The following is a 19,214-nucleotide window of genomic DNA, read 5'->3' as shown; positions in this document are numbered from 1 at the left end:
TCTTGCCCAGACGCTTCGAGATCGGCGCGGCGAACCCGAAGGCCAGGGTGGCCGAAATGAAGTTGGCCCCGGCCAGTATGGCGATCTGACCCGCCGGAAGCTGCCAGAAGAAGGTGTTGAAGTAGAGGTTCAGCGACAGCACCAGGCCGCCGGCCATGGCGTTGAACAGGCCCGCCCCCATCAGCACCAGGAACGACCGGTGGCTAAGCGTGCCGATCATCTCGCGGGCGAGCTGACCCAGAGTCAGCTTGCGGGCCGGCGGCACGCGCAGGCGCGGGATCTGCCGGTGGGTGCCCAGGGCCGAGATCATGATCGCCGCGAAGATCACGCCGGCCGCGACATAGCCGTATGTGACGTAGCCGGCCGGGTTGAGCTGGCCGATCGGATGCTCCGCGTCCGGGGTCAGGAACACCTTGAGCGCCAGCAGGGTCATGGTCAGCCCGCCCCACCAGGCGAAGAAATAGCGGTAGGATAGGACCTTGGTGCGCTCGTCGTAGTCGGTGGTCAGTTCCGCCGCCAGCGCCGCGGAGGGAATCTCGTACATGGTGATGAAGCTGCGAATGATGACCGCCACCACGATCAGATAGACGAACAGGGCCTCGTGCGACCAACCCTGCGGCGGGTTCCACAGCAGCAGGTAGGACAGCGCCACCGGCAGGGCGGCGGCGTACATGAAGGGGTGGCGGCGGCCCCAGCGCGAGCGCCAGTTGTCCGACACCTGGCCCATGATCGGGTCGAGGAAGCTGTCGAAGATCAGGGCGATCATGATCGCCAGGCCGACCGTGGCCGAGGGCAGACCGACGACCTGATTGTAGAAAATCAGCAGAAGGTACGAGAAGCCCTGGTCCTTCACCCCGAAGGCGACCGAGCCGACGCCGTAGAACAGCTTGGTCGAAATGCTCAGCCGTTCGCTTTTTTGAGAGATCGGTACGCCTTCGGTCACGTTTGTTTCCTCGCCTTTATGCGCCGATTTGTACGCACGTTCTGGACGGGGCGAAAGAGCGCGCTCAACGGGCGCTGGCGATCACCGCCCCCGGGGAAGGGGGCTCTGCCTCGCCCGCCTCGTCGCCCAGGCCGGGCGTCCCGGCCAGCGCCGCCACGTTGCGCTCGTGGGTCTCCTGGTCGATCCGGTAGAAGACCAGCACCAGAATCGAGAGCGCGTTCATCCCGAAGGTGACGGGCAGGGCGACCAGGGCCAACTGCCGCATGGTCTCTGTCGCGACCGATCCGGCGGCGGCGTCGGTCGGGAAGGCGACGACGGTCAGCAGCAGTCCGGCCATGAAGACGCCGATCCCGGCGGTGAACTTGGGCAACAGGCCGTTGGCGGCGAACAACAGGCCCTCGGAACGCACGCCGGTCTTGACCGCGGCGTCCTCGACCACGTCGGCGACCATGGACGAGATGACGATATAGCCGGAGATGGCCAGGCTGGTGGCCAGGAAGGCGTCGCCCCAGAGGATGGTGAACACCCAGGGCGAACTGTTCGGCGGCATCAGGCCCAGCAGCCGCAGCAGGATCGGCAGGGCCGAGGTCACCGTCGCCACCGCGAACAGGCCCAGCATGGCGGCTTTCTTGCCGAAGGCCTTGGAGGCGGGCGCCGCCAGGGCCACGCCCGAGACCGACGCCAGCACCGAGGCCAGGGCGAGATAGGAGATCTGCGCGGCGCTCAGACCCCAGAACTCCAGGTAGAAGTACTGGCTGAGGGCGCTGTTCATCCCGGCGGCCACGCCCGAGCAGAGGCCGGACAGCATCACCACGACCAGCGAGCGGTTGGAAAGCGTGCCGCCGACCTCGCGCAGCAGTTGGCCCAGCGAGGCCGGGTGGTCCGGCGGTGCGGCGAGGTGCGGAATGTGCCGATGGGTGCCGATCGCCGAGATCAGGATCGAGGCGGCCATGACCAGGCCGGCCAGGACGCCGTACTGGCCATAGGCCGCGCGGTTCAGCACCCCGCCGTTCTCCGGGCTCAGATAGACTTGGTAGAGCACCACGTTCATCCCGAAGCCGCCGATCACGCCGAAGAAGAACCGGTAGCTGAACAGGCTGGTGCGCTGGTGGTAGTCGCTGGTCAGTTCAGGCGCCAGGGCTTGGCTCGGCACCTCGTAGAGGCTGACGCAGATGCGCATCAGGACCAGCGTGCCCATCAGATAGAGGCCGATGGCCTGCGGCGACCAGTCGGCGGGCGAATTCCAGAAGGCGATGCAGGAGGCCGCGACCAGCGGGACCGAGGCGTACATCAGCGGATGACGACGCCCCCATCGGGTCCGCAGCTTGTCGGACCACTGGCCGATGGTGGGGTCGATCAGCGCGTCGAGGATCAGGGTGGCCATGATCGCCGCCCCGACCCACAGGGCGGGCAATCCGATGACGCGGTTGAGATAGGGCTGGAGGACGGCGGAGGAGAGGCCGAGGGTCGCAACCCCGAACGCCACCGATCCGACGCCGTAATACATCTTGGAACGCACACTCAGCGGCGCATCGCCGCCTGCAGGCGTTTCACCCATGCCGTCCTCCCTGTCGCGCCCGCCGCCGGTCTTCGCCCGCGGTCGTCGCGATTTCGAATTTCAGGTATGACCCGGGGCCTTGGCAAGCGGCAAATCGCGCCTGCCCGGAGATCGGCTGGGCAATCTCACATGGCGCTGTCGGAGATTTCCTCCCCCGCTAAAGCAGGGGAGGAAAAGAAGGCTTGATCGATGCGATAGCCCTGAAGATCAGGCCCTAAAGATCAGGGGCGAGGCGCGACCGGCGTCAGGTCGCCGGCGGGTCCGGCGGCGGCTGGCGTTCCGGCCTCGGTCTGGGCGTCGGTGGTGCGGGCCTCCATGGCGCCCTCCTGCAGGGCGCGCAGGTTCGCCTCGTGGACGGACTTGTCGATCCGGTAGAGGAACAGGCAACTGATCGCCACGGCGTAGAAGCCGCCGATGGTCGGCAGGTAGATCAGGGCGAGGTTGCGCAGCAGTTCGGGGTCGACCTGCCCTGGCTTGGCGCCCTGCGGGAAGGCGACATAGGCCAGCAGCGTCCCGGAGACGAACACCCCGACGCCTGAAACGATCTTCTTGAAGAGGTTGTCGGCGCTCATCAACAGCCCCTCCGACCTGCGGCCGGTCTTGACCTCGGCGTCCTCGACGACGTCTGCGATCATCGACTGCAGCATGACGCCGGTCATGATCGCCATGGCGCCGTTGGCCATGAAGTCGACTATCAGAATGCCGAACAGCAGGTTGGTCCCATTCTCGGGCATCAGGCCCAGCAGCCGCAGGCCGATCGGCAGCAGCAGGGCGACGACTGCGCCGAAGAACATGGTGATGGCCGCCATCCGCTTGCCCAGCCTGGCGGCGATCTTCGGGGCGGCGACCACGCCGATGACGCTGGCGACCACGCCGGTGACGGTCAGGAGGGCGAGCTGGCCTTGGGTCAGGCCCCAGAAGTAGAGGTTGAAATAGAGCTCCAGCGCCGTCTTCAGGCCCAGCGACACGTTCATGAACATGCCCGAGACCGTCAGGGCGACGAATGAGCGGTTGTTCAGGGTGGCGGCCACCTCCTTCACCATGGCCGGGATGGTGACCTTCCGCACCGGCGGCTTGCGCAGATAGGGGATCTGATGGTGGGTCCCGGCCGAGGAGATCAGGATGATCGTGAAGATCGTGATCGCCGCGACGATGGAATAGGTCTGCCAGCCGCCCCGCTCCAGCAGGCCGCCGGTGCCGTCGGCGTGCTTCTTCAGGAACACCTGGTAGACCAGGAGCTGCATGATCAGGCCGCCGGCCACCCCGCAGAACGAGCGGATGGAGATCATGCTGGTGCGCTCGTTGTAGTCGGAGGTCAGCTCCGCGAGCAGGGCCGAGGACGGCAGTTCGAAGAAGGTGTCGAACAGCCGGATCGTCAGCAGGCAGACCAGCATGTAGGCGAACAGCGCCTCGTTCTCCCAGCCGACCGGCGGATTCCAGATCATGTAGAAGGCGATCGAGACCGGCAGGGCCGCGATGTACATGAACGGGTGGCGGCGGCCCCAGCGGCTGCGGGTGTTGTCCGAGATCTGGCCGACCAGCGGGTCGATGAAGGCGTCGAAGATCAGGGCGATCATGATCGCCGTCGACACCATGGCCGGCGGCAGGCCGACCACCTGATTGTAGAACAGCAGCAGGAAGGTCGTGATCCCCCGCTGCTTGATGATGTTGGCGGCCGCCCCGACGCCATAGAGCGCCTTGGTGCGGAAGGTGATCGGCGGGCGCGGCGGCAGGGCGGCGTCGGTCATGGCGTCGGGCGGTCCTTGCAGGGGCTAGGCGCGGCTGGTGGCCGTATCGGCGTCGTCGGCGGCGGAGGCCAGAGGTTCGGGGGCTTCGGCGGGCGGGGCGCCGGCGCGCTCGCGCAGGGTGCGCAGGTTCTCTTCGTGCCGCGTCTTGTCGATGTTGAAGGCGCAGAGGCTGAGGATGCCCAGACCGAACAGCGTGCCGATCACCGGCAGGTAGATCAGGCCCATGCTCTGGATGATCTCCGGGTCGACCTTTCCGCGCTGGGCGTTCTCGGGGAAGTGGATCAGGGCCAGCACCGAGCCGGAGATGAACACCCCGACCCCGGAGACCAGCTTCTTGAAGAGATTGTCGGCGCTCATCAGCAGGCCTTCGGACCGGCGGCCGGTCTTGACCTCGGCGTCCTCGATCACGTCGGCGACCATCGAGACCAGCAGCACGCCCGTCCCGCCGGCCAGGGCGGTGTTGATGACCGTCTCGACCACCAGCAGGGTGTAGAGCAGGCCGGTCCCGTTCTCGGGCATCAGGCCGAACAGGCGCGCGACGATGGGGCTGACCCCGACGGTCAGGGCGCTGGCGTAGAGCAGGATCGCGCCGTGCTTCTTGCCCAGCCGCCGGGCGACCTTGGGCGCGGTGACGACGCCGGCGGCGCCGCCCAGCACGCTGACCGTGACCAGGCCCGCCATCTGCGCCTGGGTCAATTCCCAGAAATAGAGGCCGAAATAGATCTCCAGGGCGTTGCGCGCCCCGGTGGCGATGGCGATGAACATCCCGGTCAGGGTGGCGACCACGAACGCCTTGTTGTTCAGGGTCGCGCCCACCTCGGCCAGCATGGCGCGGAAGGTGATCTTGCGGGTCGGCGCGGTCTGCAGATAGGGAATCTGGTTCTGGGTGCCGGCGGTCGAGACGATGATGCAGGTGAAGATCAGCAGGGCCGCGGTCAGCGAATAGGCCCAATAGCCGTCGCGCGACAGGACGCCGCCGGTCCCGTCGGGGCTCTCCTTGAGGAACACCTGATAGGCCAGGATCGTCATGCCCAGGCCGCCGATCACCCCGAACAGCATCCGCAGTGAGATCAGGCGGGTGCGCTCGTCGTAGTCCTTGGCCAGTTCGGGCGCGAGGGTCGAGTGGGGCAGTTCGAAGAAGGTGTCGAACAGCCGCACCGTCAGCAGGCAGGCGATCAGATAGGCGACCAGCCGGCCTTCCTCCCATCCCTGGGGCGGATTCCAGAGCAGGAAATAGGCGACCGAGACGGGGATCGCCGCGGCGTACATGAACGGGTGGCGCCGGCCGAGCCTGGATTTGAAATTGTCGGAGATCTGGCCGACCATCGGATCGACGATGGCGTCGAACACCAGGGCGATCATCAGGATGAAGGTCACGGTCTGCGGCGGCAGGCCGACCACCTGATTGTAGAACAGCATCAGGAAGGTCGAGAGCCCGCGCAGCTTCACGGCGTTGGCGACGGCGCCGACCGCATAGAGCAGCTTGGTGGAGAAGGAGAGGGGCGGTCGGGCTGCGCTCATCGGAACAGCTCCGATGCGGGACGCGCGCAGGCGCAGGCCGTCAGCCAGGTCAATCCGTCCTCCCTCCGCGCGACCAATCCTGCGCGGCGCAACTATGTCGGCCGAACCTCACCCTACAAGGATGGGCGCGTGCCTGTTTAAATCGAGAGGATCGTGCGTGAGGCTCCGGCCGCCGTCAACGGCTTTCGGCTTTCAGTCCTGACACATGCAGCGCTTGTTTGATAAGGTTTTGTGCGGCCGGTGGCTCACAGCAAGGAGCGTTCCCGTTCCATTCTTCGAACCCGCCGGCCGGACTGCGCATTCGGCATTCCGAATGCTAGAATATCGGGCCGAGGGCGGTCAGCCCGCCTCCAGCATGACCTTCCCGACGTGCGCGCCGCCCTCCAGATAGGCGTGGGCTGCGGCGGCTTCCGCCAGCGGGAAGACCTTGTCGATCTGGGGCTTCAGCTTGCCGGCGGCGATCCAGGGCCAGACGGTCGCCTCGACCGCGGCGGCCAGGCGCGCCTTCTCGTCGGCGTCGCGCGGGCGAAGGGTCGAGCCGGTGACCACCGCGCGCTTCATCATCAGGCGGAAGACCGGGAAGGAGATCTCGCCGCCGCCCTGGGCGGCGATGAAGACGATGCGGCCGCCGGTCTTCAGGCTGTCCAGCCCCTTGGCGAAATAGTCGCCCCCGACCATGTCGAGAATGACGTCGACGCCGCCCTGAGCCTTGGCGACCTCTGCGAAGTCCTCGGTGGTGACGTCGACGCTGACGTCGGCGCCCAGCGCCTTGGCCTGGGCGGCCTTGCCCGCGCCGCGGCCGGTGGCGATCACCTTGGCGCCGGCGGCCTTGGCCATCTGTATCGCCGTTGTCCCGATGCCGGACGTTGCGCCATGGACCATCAGGGTCTCGCCGGCCTTCAGGCTCCCATGCTCGAACACGTTGGCGAAGACGGTGAAGACCGTCTCGGGCAGAGCCGCGGCCTCCAGCACGCTGAGGCCCTGCGGGATCGGCAGGGCGTGGCGCGCGTCGCAGACGGCGTACTGCGCATAGCCGCCCCCGCCCAGCAGGGCGCAGACCTTGTCGCCGGCCTTCCAACGTCCGGCGCCGACCACGACCTCGCCGGCGACCTCCAGGCCCAGGGTGTCGGGCGCGCCCGGCGGCGGCGGATAGGCGCCCAGGCGTTGGGCGATGTCGGGCCGGTTCACCCCGGCCGCCTCGACCTTGATGAGGATCTGTCCCGGGCCGGGAACCGGGCGGGCGATCTCCACCGCCTTCAGGTTTTCCGCAGGGCCGCGGCCCCCTTCCACAGCAATGGCCTTCATGGTCTCGGTCACGGGGCGCCCTCCGGCTGGTTTTCCGCCTAGACTCCCAGATAGACGCCGATGGGCGTCCGGCAAAGGGAGAGCGTCATGGAAGAACCCGCCCAAGCCCGCCTGCTGCGTGGCCAACGCCTGGCCGAGGCGATGCGCGAGGACCTCGAACTCTATGCGGTGGCCGAACTGGAGGAGCGGATCGCCGCCCTCGAGGAGGAGATCGCCCGCTGTCGTGCCCAGATTGAGCGCAAGCGTGCGGGCCGCGCGGCGGCCGACGCGCTATTTTCCAAAGGGACCTGACGGTCACGGATAACCAAGCGTAAACGCCGCGCATGGATAACGGTTGTTTACGTCTGGCACGGGGGTTGCAGTCCGACACGCCGAGCGCGGCGTCGGACCGCAGCGAGGATTTTAGAGGCTAAGTGCTTTCATGACCGATGGATTTGCGCCGAGCGGCGCCTGGCGAGCGGACGTGATCAAGGACTTCGCCCAGTCCGAACTGTTCGACAGGACGTTCCAGGAAGGCATGGACCTGGTCGAAGAGACCGCCGGCTATCTCGACGGTTCGGGCCGCCAGGAATCCAAGCTGCTGTCGCGCAGCGCGGCCTTGGCCTATGCGGCCGAGAGCATGCGCCTGACCACCCGCCTCATGCAGGTCGCCTCCTGGCTGCTGGTCCAGCGCGCGGTGCGCGAGGGCGACATGCCTGCCGAAAGCGCCCGTGAGGAGCGTTACCGCCTGGGCGCCGAGGACGTCTGCCGCGGGGCGACGACCGAGGACCTGCCCGTCGGCCTGCTGGTGCTGCTCGATCGTTCCGAGCGGCTCTACGAGCGCGTCCGCCATCTGGACCGCCGCATGTACATCGAAGATCCCCAGCCGGCGGAAGCCAATCCGGTCCTGTCGCAGTTCGGGCGGCTGCAGGCGGCCTTCGGGGCCTGACGCGCAAGCGGCGGCGAGACGCCGCCGCCTTCCCATCGTCGCACAGCAAAAAACGCCGCGCGGGAGCGCGGCGTTTTGGTGTCTGCTCGCCAGTCGAGGCGCGCGCGTGACGCGCGCCGGTCGGTCCTACTTGCGGGTGAAGGCGCCGAACTTGGCGTTGAAGCGCGACACGCGGCCGCCGCGGTCCAGCAGGGTCTGGTTGCCGCCGGTCCACGCCGGGTGGGTCTTCGGGTCGATGTCGAGGTTCAGGGTCGCCCCTTCCTTGCCGTAGGTCGAGCGGGTTTGGTAGCTCGAACCGTCGGTCATCACGACCGTGATGAAATGGTAGTCCGGGTGGGTGTCTTGTTTCATCGCGAGGGCAACCGACGTAAAGGAGCGGCAGAAAGGTCACGGCCTGCCGGCAGGGCGGCCGCGAAGGAAGCCGCGCGTATACAGGAAAAGGCGCGGTAAGAGCAAGGGCGCGTGTATCCATGAGTGAATTGGCCGCCGAGGCTCCCGTCGAAGGGCGGCCCAGCGCCGGCGCGGCTTTGGCCCAGGACCTGAGCGAAGCCTCCGCCAAGCGGGGGCGCAGCCGCAATGTCGGCGCTCTGCGCGCCCTAGGTCCCTATCTCGCGCGGCACAAGGGCGACACCGCCTGGGCGGGCTTGTTCCTGGTCACCGCCGCAGCCTCCACGCTCGGCCTGACCGGCGCGGTGCGCCTGCTGGTCGACCATCTGACCGCGCCGGGCGCCACCGCCGCCAGCGTTGCGCCGCGATTCTGGCTGATCGGCGGCGTGGCCCTGGCGCTCGCCGCCTCCAGCGCCCTGCGCTACTTCTTCGTCACCAAGCTGGGCGAGCGGATCACCGCCGACCTGCGCAAGGGCGCCTACGCCCATATCCTGACCCTCGACCAGCCGTTCTTCGCGCGCACCCGCACCGGCGAGGTGCTCTCGCGCCTGACCACCGACATCCAGATCGTCGAGAGCCTGCTCTCGACCTCGATCTCGGTCGCCCTGCGCAACTTCCTGACCCTGATCGGCGCCCTGGTGCTGCTGGTGATCGTCAGCCCGAAGCTGACCGGCCTGGTCGTGGCGCTGTTCCCCTTCGTGCTGGCGCCGCTGTTCCTCTACGGGCGGCGGGTGCGCAAGCTGACCACTTCGACCCAGGACCAGTTCGCCTCGGCGGTCGGCCATGCCGGCGAGACCCTCGACGCACTCGAGACCGTGCAGGCCTTCGGCCGCGAAGCCGCCGGGGCGGCGACCTTCGGCGAGGCGGTCGAGGCTTCGTTCCGCACCTCGCTGCGGCGGATGACGGCGCGGGCGATCATGACGGCCCTGGTCATCGGCCTGGTGTTCGGCGGGGTGGTGTTCATCTTCTGGCTGGGGGTCCATGCCGGCCTGCGGGGCGAGATGAGCTGGGGCGCGCTCTTCCAGTTCGCCTTCCTGGCGGTGATGGCCGCGGGCTCTGTGGGAGCGCTGGGCGAGACCTGGGGCGACGTGCAGAAGGCCGCGGGCGCCATGGAGCGCGTCTCCGAACTGTTCGCCGCCGCCCCGACCATCGCCGCCCCGGCCGCGCCCAGGGCCCTGCCTACGCCCGCTCGCGGCGAGATCGGGTTCGAGGAGGTGCGGTTCGCCTATCCCGCCCGGCCGGACGCCTTCGCCCTCGACGGCTTCTCGTTGCGGGTGGCGCCGGGCGAGACCGTCGCCCTGGTCGGGCCGTCGGGGTCCGGCAAGAGCACGGTGTTCCGCCTGCTGCTGCGGTTCTACGACCCGACCAGCGGGGTGGTTCGCCTCGACGGCGTCGACCTGCGTGAGGCCGATCCGCGCGAGGTGCGCGCGCGCATGGCGCTGGTCTCGCAGGACTCGCCGCTGTTCTCCGGTTCGGCGGTGGAGAATATCCGCTTCGGCCGTCCAGGCGCCACGGCCGAGGAGGTCCGCGCCGCGGCGCGCGCCGCCCAGGCCGAGGGCTTCCTCGACGGCTTGCCGCAGGGCTTCGACACGCCGCTGGGCGAGCGGGCGCGCAGCCTGTCGGGCGGCCAGCGCCAGCGCCTGGCCATCGCCCGCGCCCTGATCCGCGAGACGCCGATCCTGCTGCTGGACGAGGCGACCAGCGCCTTGGACGCCGAGAACGAGCGGCTGGTGCAGCGCGCGCTCGAGGACGCCATGGTCGGCCACACCACCCTGGTCATCGCCCACCGCCTGGCCACCGTGCTGAAGGCCGACCGCATCGTGGTGATGGACGCCGGCCGCGTGGTCGAGCAGGGGACCCACGCTGAACTCCTGGCCCGAGGCGGCCTCTATGCCCGCCTGGCCGCCCTGCAGTTCGGGGACGCGGCGGCTTAAGTACAACAGGCTTGAAGATCCTCCCCCAGAGGGGGGAGCATTTGAAGATTTCCTACCGCCGCGCCGCCACGCCCATTTTCGGGAAATCGGTGAACACGCCGTCGACGCCGGCGGCGTAGAGCGCCTTGAACACCGCCTGCACGTCGCCGTGGGCGGTCTGATCTTCACCCTTGCGCAGGGCGGCGGGCAGGTAGCGGTTCTCGGCCCGCACGGTCCAGGGGTGCACGGCCAAGCCCAGGGCGTGGGCGTCGGCGACGAGGGCGCTGGGCGGGTTGAGCCGCCCGTCGTGCGTCGGGACCACCAGCGGCCAGTCGGGGCCGACGCCGTCGGCATAGGCGGCGATGGCCTTCAGGCCCTCGGCGCTGACCATCTGCGGCCGGTCCTGGCCGACAAGCTGGATGCGGCGGGCCTTGGAAAGCCGGGAAAAGGCCTTGAGAGGGCCGGGCTCGAAACACTGGACGAAGACCGGGGCCGTGCGGCTGTTCAGGCCGCCCGCCTTCAGCGCGTCCGCCAGGCGCGGCTCCAGGGCCAGGCCGATCGACGCCATGTAGGTCGGGTGCTTCATCTCCGGATAGACGCCCACCGGGCGACCGACGCGGCGGCTCTCGGCCCTGGCCAGGTCCAGCACCTCCTGGAAGGTGGGGATCGGCTCGCGGCCGTCGAAGGCGGCGCTGGCAGGGCGCAGATCGGGCATGCGCTCGCGGGCGCGGAGGGTCTTCAACTCGGCCAGGGTGAAGTCCTCGGCGAACCAGCCCTCCAGCTTCTCGCCGTCGATGACCTTGACCTGCCTGCGGGCGGCGAATTCGGGCCGGGCGGCGACGTCGGTGGTTCCGCCGATCTCGTTCTCGTGGCGCACGACGAGATGGCCGTCGCGGGTGACGACCAGGTCGGGTTCGATGAAGTCGGCGCCTTCGTCCACCGCCAGCCGATAGGCCATCAGCGTATGTTCGGGCCGCTCGCCGCTGGCGCCGCGATGGGCGATGACGATGGGCCGAGGGCTTGGTCGGGCGAAGGCGGGGCCGGCCATGAGGCCGGCGCCGGCGGCGGCGAAAGTGCGGCGGGTCAGGTGCATGAGGACGATCTAGCCGCCCTCGGTGACGCTTCCGTCAAGCTCGGCGCGTCAGGCGGCGGCCTTCAGCTTCTCCAGCAGCAGCGCATGGAGGTCGAGATTGGCCGCGCAGACATGGCCGGTCTCCAGCACGCGGTCCTCGCCGTCGCAGTCGGTGACCTTGCCGCCCGCCTCGGTGATCATCAGCAGGCCCGCGGCCATGTCCCAGGGCTTCAGGTCGCGTTCCCAGAAGCCGTCGAGACGACCGGCGGCGACATAGGCCAGGTCCAGCGAGGCCGCGCCGAAGCGGCGCACGCCGGCGACGCGCTGGCTGATTTGGTGCAGCTCCTTCAGGAACCGGGCGTGCTGGCCGTGGCCGAGGAACGGGATGCCCGTGCCCAGCACCGCCTCGTCCAGATGCTTGCGGCCGGCGACGCGCAGGCGCTTGTCGTTGACGAAGCAGCCCTTGCCCTTCTCGGCCCAGAACAGCTCGTTGGTGATCGGATTGTAGGTGACCGCCGCGACGATCGCGCCCTCGCGCTGCAGGGCGATGTTGATCGCGAAATGCGGGATGGCGTGCAGGAAGTTGGTGGTGCCGTCCAGCGGGTCGACGATCCAGGTGTGGGTCTTGTCGGTGCCCTCGATCAGGCCGCGCTCCTCGCCCAGGAAGCTGTATCCGGGGCGGGCCTTTTCCAGCGCCTCGAACAGGGTCTGCTCGGCCTTGGTGTCGGCGGCCGAGACGAAGTCGGCGGGGGCCTTGCGCGAGACCTGCAGTTCGGAGAGCTCGCCGAAGTCGCGGTTGAGGCCCCGGGCCGCCTTGCGCGCGGCGTCGGACATGACTTTGAGGAGAGCAGATTGGGTCGACACGGGAAAGGTCCAGTTCTCGGCGCAGACGTGCGCCAACGCGCCGGAAGGGCGGGAAATTCGAGGCGCGGAACCTAGTGGGCGGAAGGGCTTAAGGCAAGGTTGGGGCTATCTGCGGTCGGCCAGCCCCTTGGCGATGGCCGCCTCCAGGGCGCGCACCGCTGCGGCGGGTCCCTCCGGGTAGGCCCAGACGCCGGCCGAGACGGCCAGGAAGTCGGCGCCGGCCTTGGCCAGGCCCTCGGCGTTGGCCGCGGTGACGCCGCCGATGGCGACGCAGGGGACCTCCATGGTCTCCTGCCAGATGGTCAGGATCTCGGGGTCGGCGCGGGTCGGCGCGTCCTTGGTCGTGGTGGGGAAGAAGGCGCCGAAGGCCACATAGTCGGCGCCGGACTCGGCCGCCTCCATGGCCAGGTGGCGGCTGTCGTGGCAGGTGACGCCGATCATCGCCTCGCGGCCCATCAGCTTGCGCGCGTCGCCATAGGACATGTCGGTCTGGCCCACATGCACGCCGTCGCAGCCGAGCTTGGCGGCGAGGTCGGGGCGGTCGTTCAGGATCACCGCCACCCCGCGGGCATGGGCGATGGGGGTGATGACGTCGACGGCTGCGGCGATCACTTCGTCGGGGACGTCCTTCAGGCGCACCTGCAGGGCCGCCACGTCGCCGGCGTCCAGCGCCTGGGCCAGGTCGCGTCCGAAGGCGGCCAGGTCGTCGATCCTGGGCGGGGTGATGAGATAGAGGCGGCAGTCGGCGGTCATGCCGCCTTCTAACGATATGGGCGACGAACCGCCACAGGCGCCGAGGCTGGAATCCCCGGCTCAGGACTTGCAAATGAGTTGCAACGGCGTTCGCATTTGGTACAAGGACGCCATCGTCGATGAGGTTCGCCTTGTACGTCTGCAACTGTAACGGCATCCGCGAGCGCGAAGTCCGCGCCGCCATCGAAGCCGGCGCCAAGCGCCCGGTCGAAGTCTTCATCGCCTGTGAGACCAGGGCCCAGTGCGCGCGCTGCGTCTGCGACATGCGCCAGATGATCGACGATCACGGCGAGGCCCTGCGCTACGCCGCCGAATAGGGCGTCCGACGGCTCCGCAGGCCTGAGAACGAAACGCGGAATCACTTGCAAACATAGGCTTTGACTAAAGCCGTCGCCGGGAAGAGTTTGCCCCTCGATTTGATTTTCGAGGAGGTTCCCCATGAAAGGCGACAAGGCGATCATCAAGCGCCTCAATGCGGTGCTGACCAATGAGCTGACCGCGGTGAACCAGTATTTCCTGCATGCGCGGATGTATCAGGACTGGGGTTTCGCGCGGCTGGGCCAGATCACCTACGACGAATCCATCGGCGAGATGAAGCACGCCGACAAGCTCATCAAGCGCATCCTGTTCCTCGAAGGCCTGCCCAACCTGCAGGATCTGCACAAGCTGAAGATCGGTGAGACGGTCCCCGAATGCCTGGCCTCGGACCTGGCGGTCGAGGTCGCCGGCCGCATCGACCAGATCGAAGGCATCAAGGAGTGCGAGGCGGTCGCCGACTACGCCACCCGCGAGATCCTGCGCGAGATCCTCAGCGACACCGAGGAGCATATCGACTTCCTCGAAACCCAGCTCAATCTCGTGAGGTCGTTGGGCGAGCAGAACTATCTGCAAAGCGCGCTCGGCGAACTGGAAGGCGGCGAGGGGCACTGAGCCGCCTCTGCTCATGGCCGGGCCGGGCCTGGCCCGGCCATGACGGACTGGAGGGGATGAAAAATCCCGCTCCAAGCCGCTTTGAATTTAGAGCATTTCCTGCGTCGAACCGGTGTCCACTTCGGCGGAAAATGCTCTAGGCTCCCCGCAACAGGGCGGGGAGGATGCCAATGGGTGAGGCGGTCGCCGGCGACAGCGTCGTTGCGAAGAAGAGCCATCGGCTGGTGATCGGCGCGGCCTCGGCCGGCACGGTCTTCGAGTGGTACGACTTCTATCTCTACGGCTCGCTGGCCGGGTTCATCACCCAGCACTTCTTTTCAGGCGTCAACGAGACCACCGGATACATCTTCGCCTTGCTGGCCTTCGCCGCGGGTTTTGCGGTGCGGCCGTTCGGGGCCATCGTCTTCGGCAGGCTGGGCGACCTCTGGGGCCGCAAGAACACCTTTCTGGTGACCATGCTGCTGATGGGGCTGTCGACCTTCTCGGTCGGCCTGCTGCCCGGCTATGACCAGATCGGCGTCGCCGCCCCGATCCTGCTGATCGTGATGCGGTTGGTGCAGGGCTTGGCCCTGGGCGGCGAGTACGGCGGGGCCGCGACCTATGTGGCCGAGCACGCCCCGCCCGGAAAGCGCGGCCTCTATACGAGCTGGATCCAGACCACCGCGACGCTTGGCCTGTTTCTCAGCCTGATCGTGATCCTGGCGGTGCGTTCGAGCACGGGCGAAGAGGTGTTCAAGGCCTGGACCTGGCGCATTCCCTTCCTGGTCTCGGCGATCCTGCTGGCGGTCTCGTTGTGGATTCGCCTGAAGCTCAACGAGAGCCCGGTCTTCCAGAAGATGGTCGACGAGGGGAAGACCTCGAAGAAGCCGCTCAGCGAGTCCTTCGGCCAGTGGTCGAACCTGAAGGTGGTGATCCTGGCCCTGCTGGGCCTTACCGCCGGTCAGGCGGTGGTCTGGTACACCGGCCAGTTCTACGCCCTGTTCTTCCTGGAGAAGATGCTGAAGGTCGACGGGCCGACCACCAACACTCTGGTCGCCTTCGCCCTGATCCTGGGCACGCCGTTCTTCGTGGTGTTCGGCTGGCTGTCCGACAAGATCGGCCGCAAGCCGATCATCCTGGCCGGATGCCTGCTGGCGGCGGTGACCTATTTCCCGATCTTCAAGGCCCTGACCGAGGCGGCCAATCCGGCCCTGGCCCATGCGGCGGCCCGCGCGCCGGTGGTGGTGGTCGCCGACCCCGCCGACTGCGCGTTCCAGTTCGATCCGGTCGGCAAGACGGCCTTCATCTCGTCCTGTGACGTGGCCAAGTCGGCCCTGGCCGGCGCGGGGATCACCTATGAGAACAAGGCCGCCGCGCCCGGCTCGACGGCGGTGGTGCGGATCGGCGAGGCGGAGATCGCCGGCTTTGACGGTAAGGCGCTGGACAAGGCGGCCTTCGCCGAGCGCAAGGGCGCCTGGACCAAGGAACTGTCGGCGGCCCTGCACGCGGCCGGCTATCCGGAATCGGCCGACCCGGCGCAGGTGAACAAGCCGATGGTCGTGGCCTTGCTGTTCCTGCTGATGCTGTACGTGACCATGGTCTATGGGCCGGTGGCCGCGGCCCTGGTGGAGATGTTCCCGGCGCGTATCCGCTACACCTCGATGAGCCTGCCCTACCATATCGGCAACGGCTGGTTCGGCGGCTTCCTGCCGACCACGGCCTTCGCCATGGTCGCGGCGACCGGGAATATCTACTACGGCCTCTGGTATCCGATCGTGATCGCCGCTTTCACCGTGGTCGTCGGCGCCCTGTTCCTGCGCGAGATGCGCGGGGCCAATATCGACGAATAGCCAAAGAAAAAGCCGCCGCCTCGCAGGGGAGACGGCGGCTCGTTCGGGGTTGGCGGAACGCCTATTCGGCGGCCTGGCGGCTGACGCCGATCTTCGGGGCCAGTTCGCCCGAGGCGTAGCGCTTGGCCATTTCCGACAGCGCGACCGGCTTGATCGAGCTGGCGTGGCCGGCCGTGCCGAACTCTTCGAAGCGCTGGACGCAGACCTTGCGCATCGCTTCCTTGGCGGGCTTCAGATAGCTGCGCGGATCGAACTCGCCCGGCTTCTCGGCGAACAGCTTGCGGATCGCACCGGTGATCGCCATGCGGTTGTCGGTGTCGATGTTGATCTTGCGCACGCCATGCTTGATGCCGCGCTGGATCTCTTCGACCGGCACGCCCCAGGTCTGGGGCATCTCGCCGCCGTACTGGTTGATGACGTCTTGCAGGTCCTGCGGCACGGACGAAGAACCGTGCATCACCAGATGGGTGTTGGGCAGGCGGCGGTGGATCTCTTCGATCACGTTCATCGCCAGGACGTCGCCGTCCGGCTTGCGGGTGAACTTGTAGGCGCCATGGCTGGTGCCCATGGCGATGGCCAGGGCGTCGACCTCGGTGGCCTTCACGAACTCGACCGCCTGGTCCGGGTCGGTCAGCAGTTGGTCGTGGCCGAGCTTGCCCTCGAAGCCGTGGCCGTCCTCCTTCTCGCCCATGCCGGTTTCCAGCGAGCCGAGCACGCCGAGTTCGCCTTCGACGCTGGCGCCGACCCAGTGGGCCATGTTGACGACGTTGCGGGTGACCTGGACGTTGTAGTCGTAGTCGGCGGGCGTTTTGCCGTCGGCCTTCAGCGAACCGTCCATCATCACCGAGGTGAAGCCGTACTGGATCGCCGTGGCGCAGGTGGCTTCGTTGTTGCCGTGGTCCTGGTGCATGCAGATCGGGATGTGCGGATACATCTCCGCCATCGCGTCGATCAGGTGCTTCAGCACGATGTCGTTGGCGTAGGAGCGGGCGCCGCGCGACGCCTGCATGATCACCGGCGAGTCGGTGGCCTCGGCGGCCTCCATGATCGCCAGCGCCTGTTCCATATTGTTGATGTTGAACGCCGGGACCCCGTAGCCGTGCTCGGCCGCGTGATCGAGGAGTTGTCTCAAAGTAACCCGGGCCATGCCCTGCCCTCCGTAGTTCTTAAGCTTATGTCGCCAGGGCCGCCACTCCGGGCAGCTCCTTGCCTTCCATCCATTCAAGAAACGCGCCGCCCGCCGTTGAGACGAACGTAAAATCGTCGGCGCAGCCAGCCGCGTTCAGAGCGGCGACTGTATCACCCCCGCCGGCCACGGCCACCAGCTTGCCGGCCTTGGCCAGGTCCGCCGCATAGCGGGCGGCGGTGACGGTGCCCTTGTCGAAGGGCGGGATCTCGAACACGCCGAGCGGGCCGTTCCAGATCAGGGTCTTCGAATTGGCCATGGCGCGGCACAGGCGCTCGACGGTCTCGGGGCCGGCGTCGAGGATGCGCTCCTCGTCGTCGATGGCGCCCAGGGCGCGCACGCGGGCCGCCGCGCCGGGGGCCAGCTTCTCGGCCACCACGATGTCGATCGGCAGGAAGAGCTTGCAGTTGTGCTGGCCGGCCAGGCGGATGATCTCGCGCGCGGTCTCGGCCAGCTCCTTCTCGCAGTAGGAGGAGCCGACGTCGTGACCCTGGGCGTAGAGGAAGGTGTTGGCCATGCCGCCGCCGATGGCCAGCTTGTCCAGCTTGGTCACCAGGTTGCGCAGCAGGTCGAGCTTGGTCGAGACCTTCGAGCCGCCGACGATGCCCAGCACCGGGCGTTCCGGATCGCCCAGCGCCTTGTCGAGCGCGGTCAGCTCCAGGCGCATCTGCTCGCCTGCATAGGCCGGCAGCAGACGGGCCAAGCCCTCGGTCGAGGCGTGGGCGCGGTGGGCGGCCGAGAAGGCGTCGTTCACATAGAGGTCGCCGTTCGCCGCCAGGGCCTTGGCGAAGTCGGGGTCGTTCTTCTCCTCGCCGGCGTGGAAGCGGGTGTTCTCCAGCAGCAGGACGTCGCCGTCCCGCATGGCGTCGACCGCGGCCTTGGCGTCCGGGCCCACGCAGTCGCCGGCGAAGGCGACCGGCGCGCCGATCAGGTCGGCGAGCGGGGCGGCCAGGGGCGCCAGGCTCATCTCGGGGACGCGCTTGCCCTTGGGACGGTCGAAGTGGGCCAGCAGGATCACCTTGGCGCCGCCGGCGCGCAGCTTGGCCACCGTCGGCAGGACCGCCCGCAGGCGGGTGTCGTCGGTGACCTGGCCGTCGGCCATGGGGACGTTGATGTCCACGCGCACCAGGGCGCGCTTGCCGGCGAGGTCAGCGGTGTCGAGTGTGCGGAAGGTCATGCCAAAACTCGCTTGCCCGGCGCATGGCCGGGGCAGGGGGTCTGGAAAAGAAAACGGGCGCCGTCCGGCTTTCGGAGGCGCCCGTCGATCGGCTTAGATCAGCTTGGCCATGGCGAGCGCGGTGTCGCTCATCCGGGTCGAGAAGCCCCATTCGTTATCGTACCACGACAACACGCGGCCGAGGCCGCCGTCGATCACCTGGGTCTGGGCCAGGGCCACGGTCGAGGAGGCCGGGGCGTGGTTAAAGTCGATGGAGACCAGCGGATCGTTGGTCACCGCCAGGATGCCCTTCAGCGGGCCTTCGGCCGCTGCGGCGATCAGGGCCTCGTTGATCTCTTCCTTGGTCAGGGTGCGGCCGGGCACCCAGGTCAGGTCGACGACCGAGACGTTCGGGGTCGGCACGCGGATCGAGGAGCCGTCCAGCTTGCCCTGCAGTTCCGGCATCACCAGGCCGAGCGCCTTGGCCGCGCCGGTCGAGGTCGGGATCATCGACATGGCCGCGGCGCGGGCGCGGTAGAGGTCGGAGTGCATGGTGTCCAGCGTCGGCTGGTCGCCGGTATAGGAGTGGATGGTGGTCATGTAGCCGCGCTCGATGCCGGCCAGGGCGTGCAGGACCTTGGCGACCGGCGCCAGGCAGTTGGTGGTGCACGAGGCGTTGGAGACGATCAGGTCGTCCTTGGTCAGGGTCTCGTGGTTCACGCCATAGACGATGGTCTTGTCGGCGTCGCCCGACGGGCCGGAGATCAGCACGCGCTTGGCGCCGGCTTCCAGGTGAGCCTTGGCCTTGTCACGGGCGGTGAAGATGCCGGTGCACTCGAGCGCGATGTCGACGCCCAGCTCCTTGTGCGGCAGCTCGGCCGGGTTGCGGATCGCCGTGACCTTCATCTTGCCGAAGCCGGCGTCGATGGTGTCGCCGTCGACCTTCACCTCGCCGGGGAAGCGGCCGTGCACGCTGTCGTAGCGCAGCAGGTGCGCGTTGGTCTCGACCGGGCCCAGGTCGTTGATGGCGACGACTTCGATGTCCTTGCGGCCGTGCTCGACGATCGAACGCAGGACCAGCCTGCCGATACGGCCGAACCCATTGATGGCGACGCGAACGG

18 protein-coding genes are annotated in these 19,214 nt (G+C 68.0%); 6 read left to right on the top strand and 12 right to left on the bottom strand.

Going from position 1 to position 19,214, the window contains the following annotated elements; all coding sequences use genetic code 11:
* From ACE3TL_RS12405 to ACE3TL_RS12385, 5 genes are all read right to left on the bottom strand, one after another.
* A partial coding sequence (locus tag ACE3TL_RS12405; RefSeq protein WP_374578999.1) for an MFS transporter occupies positions 1-943 on the bottom strand: 943 nt, incomplete at its 3' end.
* Positions 944-1,007: 64 nt separating this feature from the next.
* The gene (locus ACE3TL_RS12400) at positions 1,008-2,501 is read right to left on the bottom strand and encodes an MFS transporter (protein WP_374578998.1); all 1,494 of its coding nucleotides are present in this window, start codon (positions 2,499-2,501) and stop codon (positions 1,008-1,010) included.
* A gap of 221 nt (positions 2,502-2,722) precedes the next feature.
* Positions 2,723-4,249: an MFS transporter gene (locus tag ACE3TL_RS12395; protein ID WP_374578997.1), complete on the bottom strand. Its 1,527-nt coding sequence runs from the start codon at positions 4,247-4,249 to the stop codon at positions 2,723-2,725.
* A gap of 24 nt (positions 4,250-4,273) precedes the next feature.
* Positions 4,274-5,770 (bottom strand): MFS transporter, encoded by a 1,497-nt coding sequence (locus tag ACE3TL_RS12390; protein ID WP_374578996.1) that lies wholly within the window; start codon positions 5,768-5,770, stop codon positions 4,274-4,276.
* Positions 5,771-6,109: 339 nt separating this feature from the next.
* Complete coding sequence (locus tag ACE3TL_RS12385; protein WP_374578995.1) at positions 6,110-7,087, bottom strand: NAD(P)H-quinone oxidoreductase; 978 nt, start codon at positions 7,085-7,087, stop codon at positions 6,110-6,112.
* Between the two features lie 75 nt (positions 7,088-7,162).
* Here ACE3TL_RS12385 and ACE3TL_RS12380 point away from each other — a divergent pair, with 75 nt between their 5' ends.
* Entirely contained in the window at positions 7,163-7,366 is a 204-nt protein-coding gene (locus ACE3TL_RS12380; RefSeq protein ID WP_374578994.1) for a DUF1192 domain-containing protein, read from the top strand.
* A gap of 130 nt (positions 7,367-7,496) precedes the next feature.
* A complete protein-coding gene (locus ACE3TL_RS12375) occupies positions 7,497-8,003 on the top strand; it encodes a DUF1465 family protein (RefSeq protein WP_374578993.1) in 507 nt (168 codons plus the stop codon).
* 126 nt (positions 8,004-8,129) lie between these two features.
* Here ACE3TL_RS12375 and rpmE read toward each other — a convergent pair whose 3' ends face one another.
* Positions 8,130-8,354 carry a 50S ribosomal protein L31 gene (gene rpmE, locus ACE3TL_RS12370; protein WP_056017645.1) on the bottom strand — a complete coding sequence of 75 codons (225 nt, stop codon included), beginning with the start codon at positions 8,352-8,354 and terminating at the stop codon, positions 8,130-8,132.
* 119 nt (positions 8,355-8,473) lie between these two features.
* Between rpmE and ACE3TL_RS12365 the strand changes: the two genes are divergently transcribed.
* Complete coding sequence (locus ACE3TL_RS12365) at positions 8,474-10,324, top strand: ABC transporter transmembrane domain-containing protein (protein WP_374578992.1); 1,851 nt, start codon at positions 8,474-8,476, stop codon at positions 10,322-10,324.
* Positions 10,325-10,376: 52 nt separating this feature from the next.
* On the opposite strand, the gene ACE3TL_RS12360 is transcribed toward ACE3TL_RS12365, so the two are convergent.
* The 3 genes from ACE3TL_RS12360 to thiE form a co-directional block, all read right to left on the bottom strand.
* Positions 10,377-11,396, bottom strand: coding sequence for a glycerophosphodiester phosphodiesterase (locus tag ACE3TL_RS12360; protein ID WP_374578991.1), 1,020 nt, complete (start codon positions 11,394-11,396; stop codon positions 10,377-10,379).
* Positions 11,397-11,444: 48 nt separating this feature from the next.
* On the bottom strand, positions 11,445-12,239 hold the full coding sequence (locus tag ACE3TL_RS12355) for an inositol monophosphatase family protein (RefSeq protein WP_374578990.1): 795 nt from the start codon (positions 12,237-12,239) through the stop codon (positions 11,445-11,447).
* 105 nt (positions 12,240-12,344) lie between these two features.
* On the bottom strand, positions 12,345-12,992 hold the full coding sequence (gene thiE, locus ACE3TL_RS12350) for a thiamine phosphate synthase (RefSeq protein ID WP_374578989.1): 648 nt from the start codon (positions 12,990-12,992) through the stop codon (positions 12,345-12,347).
* A 131-nt stretch (positions 12,993-13,123) separates the two neighbouring features.
* Here thiE and ACE3TL_RS12345 point away from each other — a divergent pair, with 131 nt between their 5' ends.
* From ACE3TL_RS12345 to ACE3TL_RS12335, 3 genes are all read left to right on the top strand, one after another.
* On the top strand, positions 13,124-13,309 hold the full coding sequence (locus tag ACE3TL_RS12345; RefSeq protein WP_374534524.1) for a bacterioferritin-associated ferredoxin: 186 nt from the start codon (positions 13,124-13,126) through the stop codon (positions 13,307-13,309).
* 121 nt (positions 13,310-13,430) lie between these two features.
* The gene (bfr, locus tag ACE3TL_RS12340) at positions 13,431-13,922 is read left to right on the top strand and encodes a bacterioferritin (RefSeq protein WP_374578988.1); all 492 of its coding nucleotides are present in this window, start codon (positions 13,431-13,433) and stop codon (positions 13,920-13,922) included.
* Positions 13,923-14,092: 170 nt separating this feature from the next.
* Positions 14,093-15,751, top strand: a complete 1,659-nt coding sequence (locus tag ACE3TL_RS12335; RefSeq protein WP_374578987.1) for an MFS transporter — start codon at positions 14,093-14,095, stop codon at positions 15,749-15,751.
* Between the two features lie 61 nt (positions 15,752-15,812).
* Here the strand turns inward: ACE3TL_RS12335 and fba are convergent, their stop codons facing one another.
* The 3 genes from fba to gap form a co-directional block, all read right to left on the bottom strand.
* Positions 15,813-16,898 (bottom strand): class II fructose-bisphosphate aldolase, encoded by a 1,086-nt coding sequence (fba, locus tag ACE3TL_RS12330; RefSeq protein WP_374578986.1) that lies wholly within the window; start codon positions 16,896-16,898, stop codon positions 15,813-15,815.
* A gap of 25 nt (positions 16,899-16,923) precedes the next feature.
* Positions 16,924-18,114 carry a phosphoglycerate kinase gene (gene pgk, locus ACE3TL_RS12325; RefSeq protein ID WP_374578985.1) on the bottom strand — a complete coding sequence of 397 codons (1,191 nt, stop codon included), beginning with the start codon at positions 18,112-18,114 and terminating at the stop codon, positions 16,924-16,926.
* 93 nt (positions 18,115-18,207) lie between these two features.
* Positions 18,208-19,214 (bottom strand): type I glyceraldehyde-3-phosphate dehydrogenase (gene gap / locus ACE3TL_RS12320; protein WP_374578984.1); only part of this gene is annotated, 1,007 nt, incomplete at its 5' end.

It is taken from the genome of Phenylobacterium sp., from assembly GCF_041920015.1.
GTDB lineage: Bacteria > Pseudomonadota > Alphaproteobacteria > Caulobacterales > Caulobacteraceae > Phenylobacterium.
Note: the sequence above shows the minus strand (reverse complement) of the source record. Positions and strands in the feature narration are given on the sequence as shown.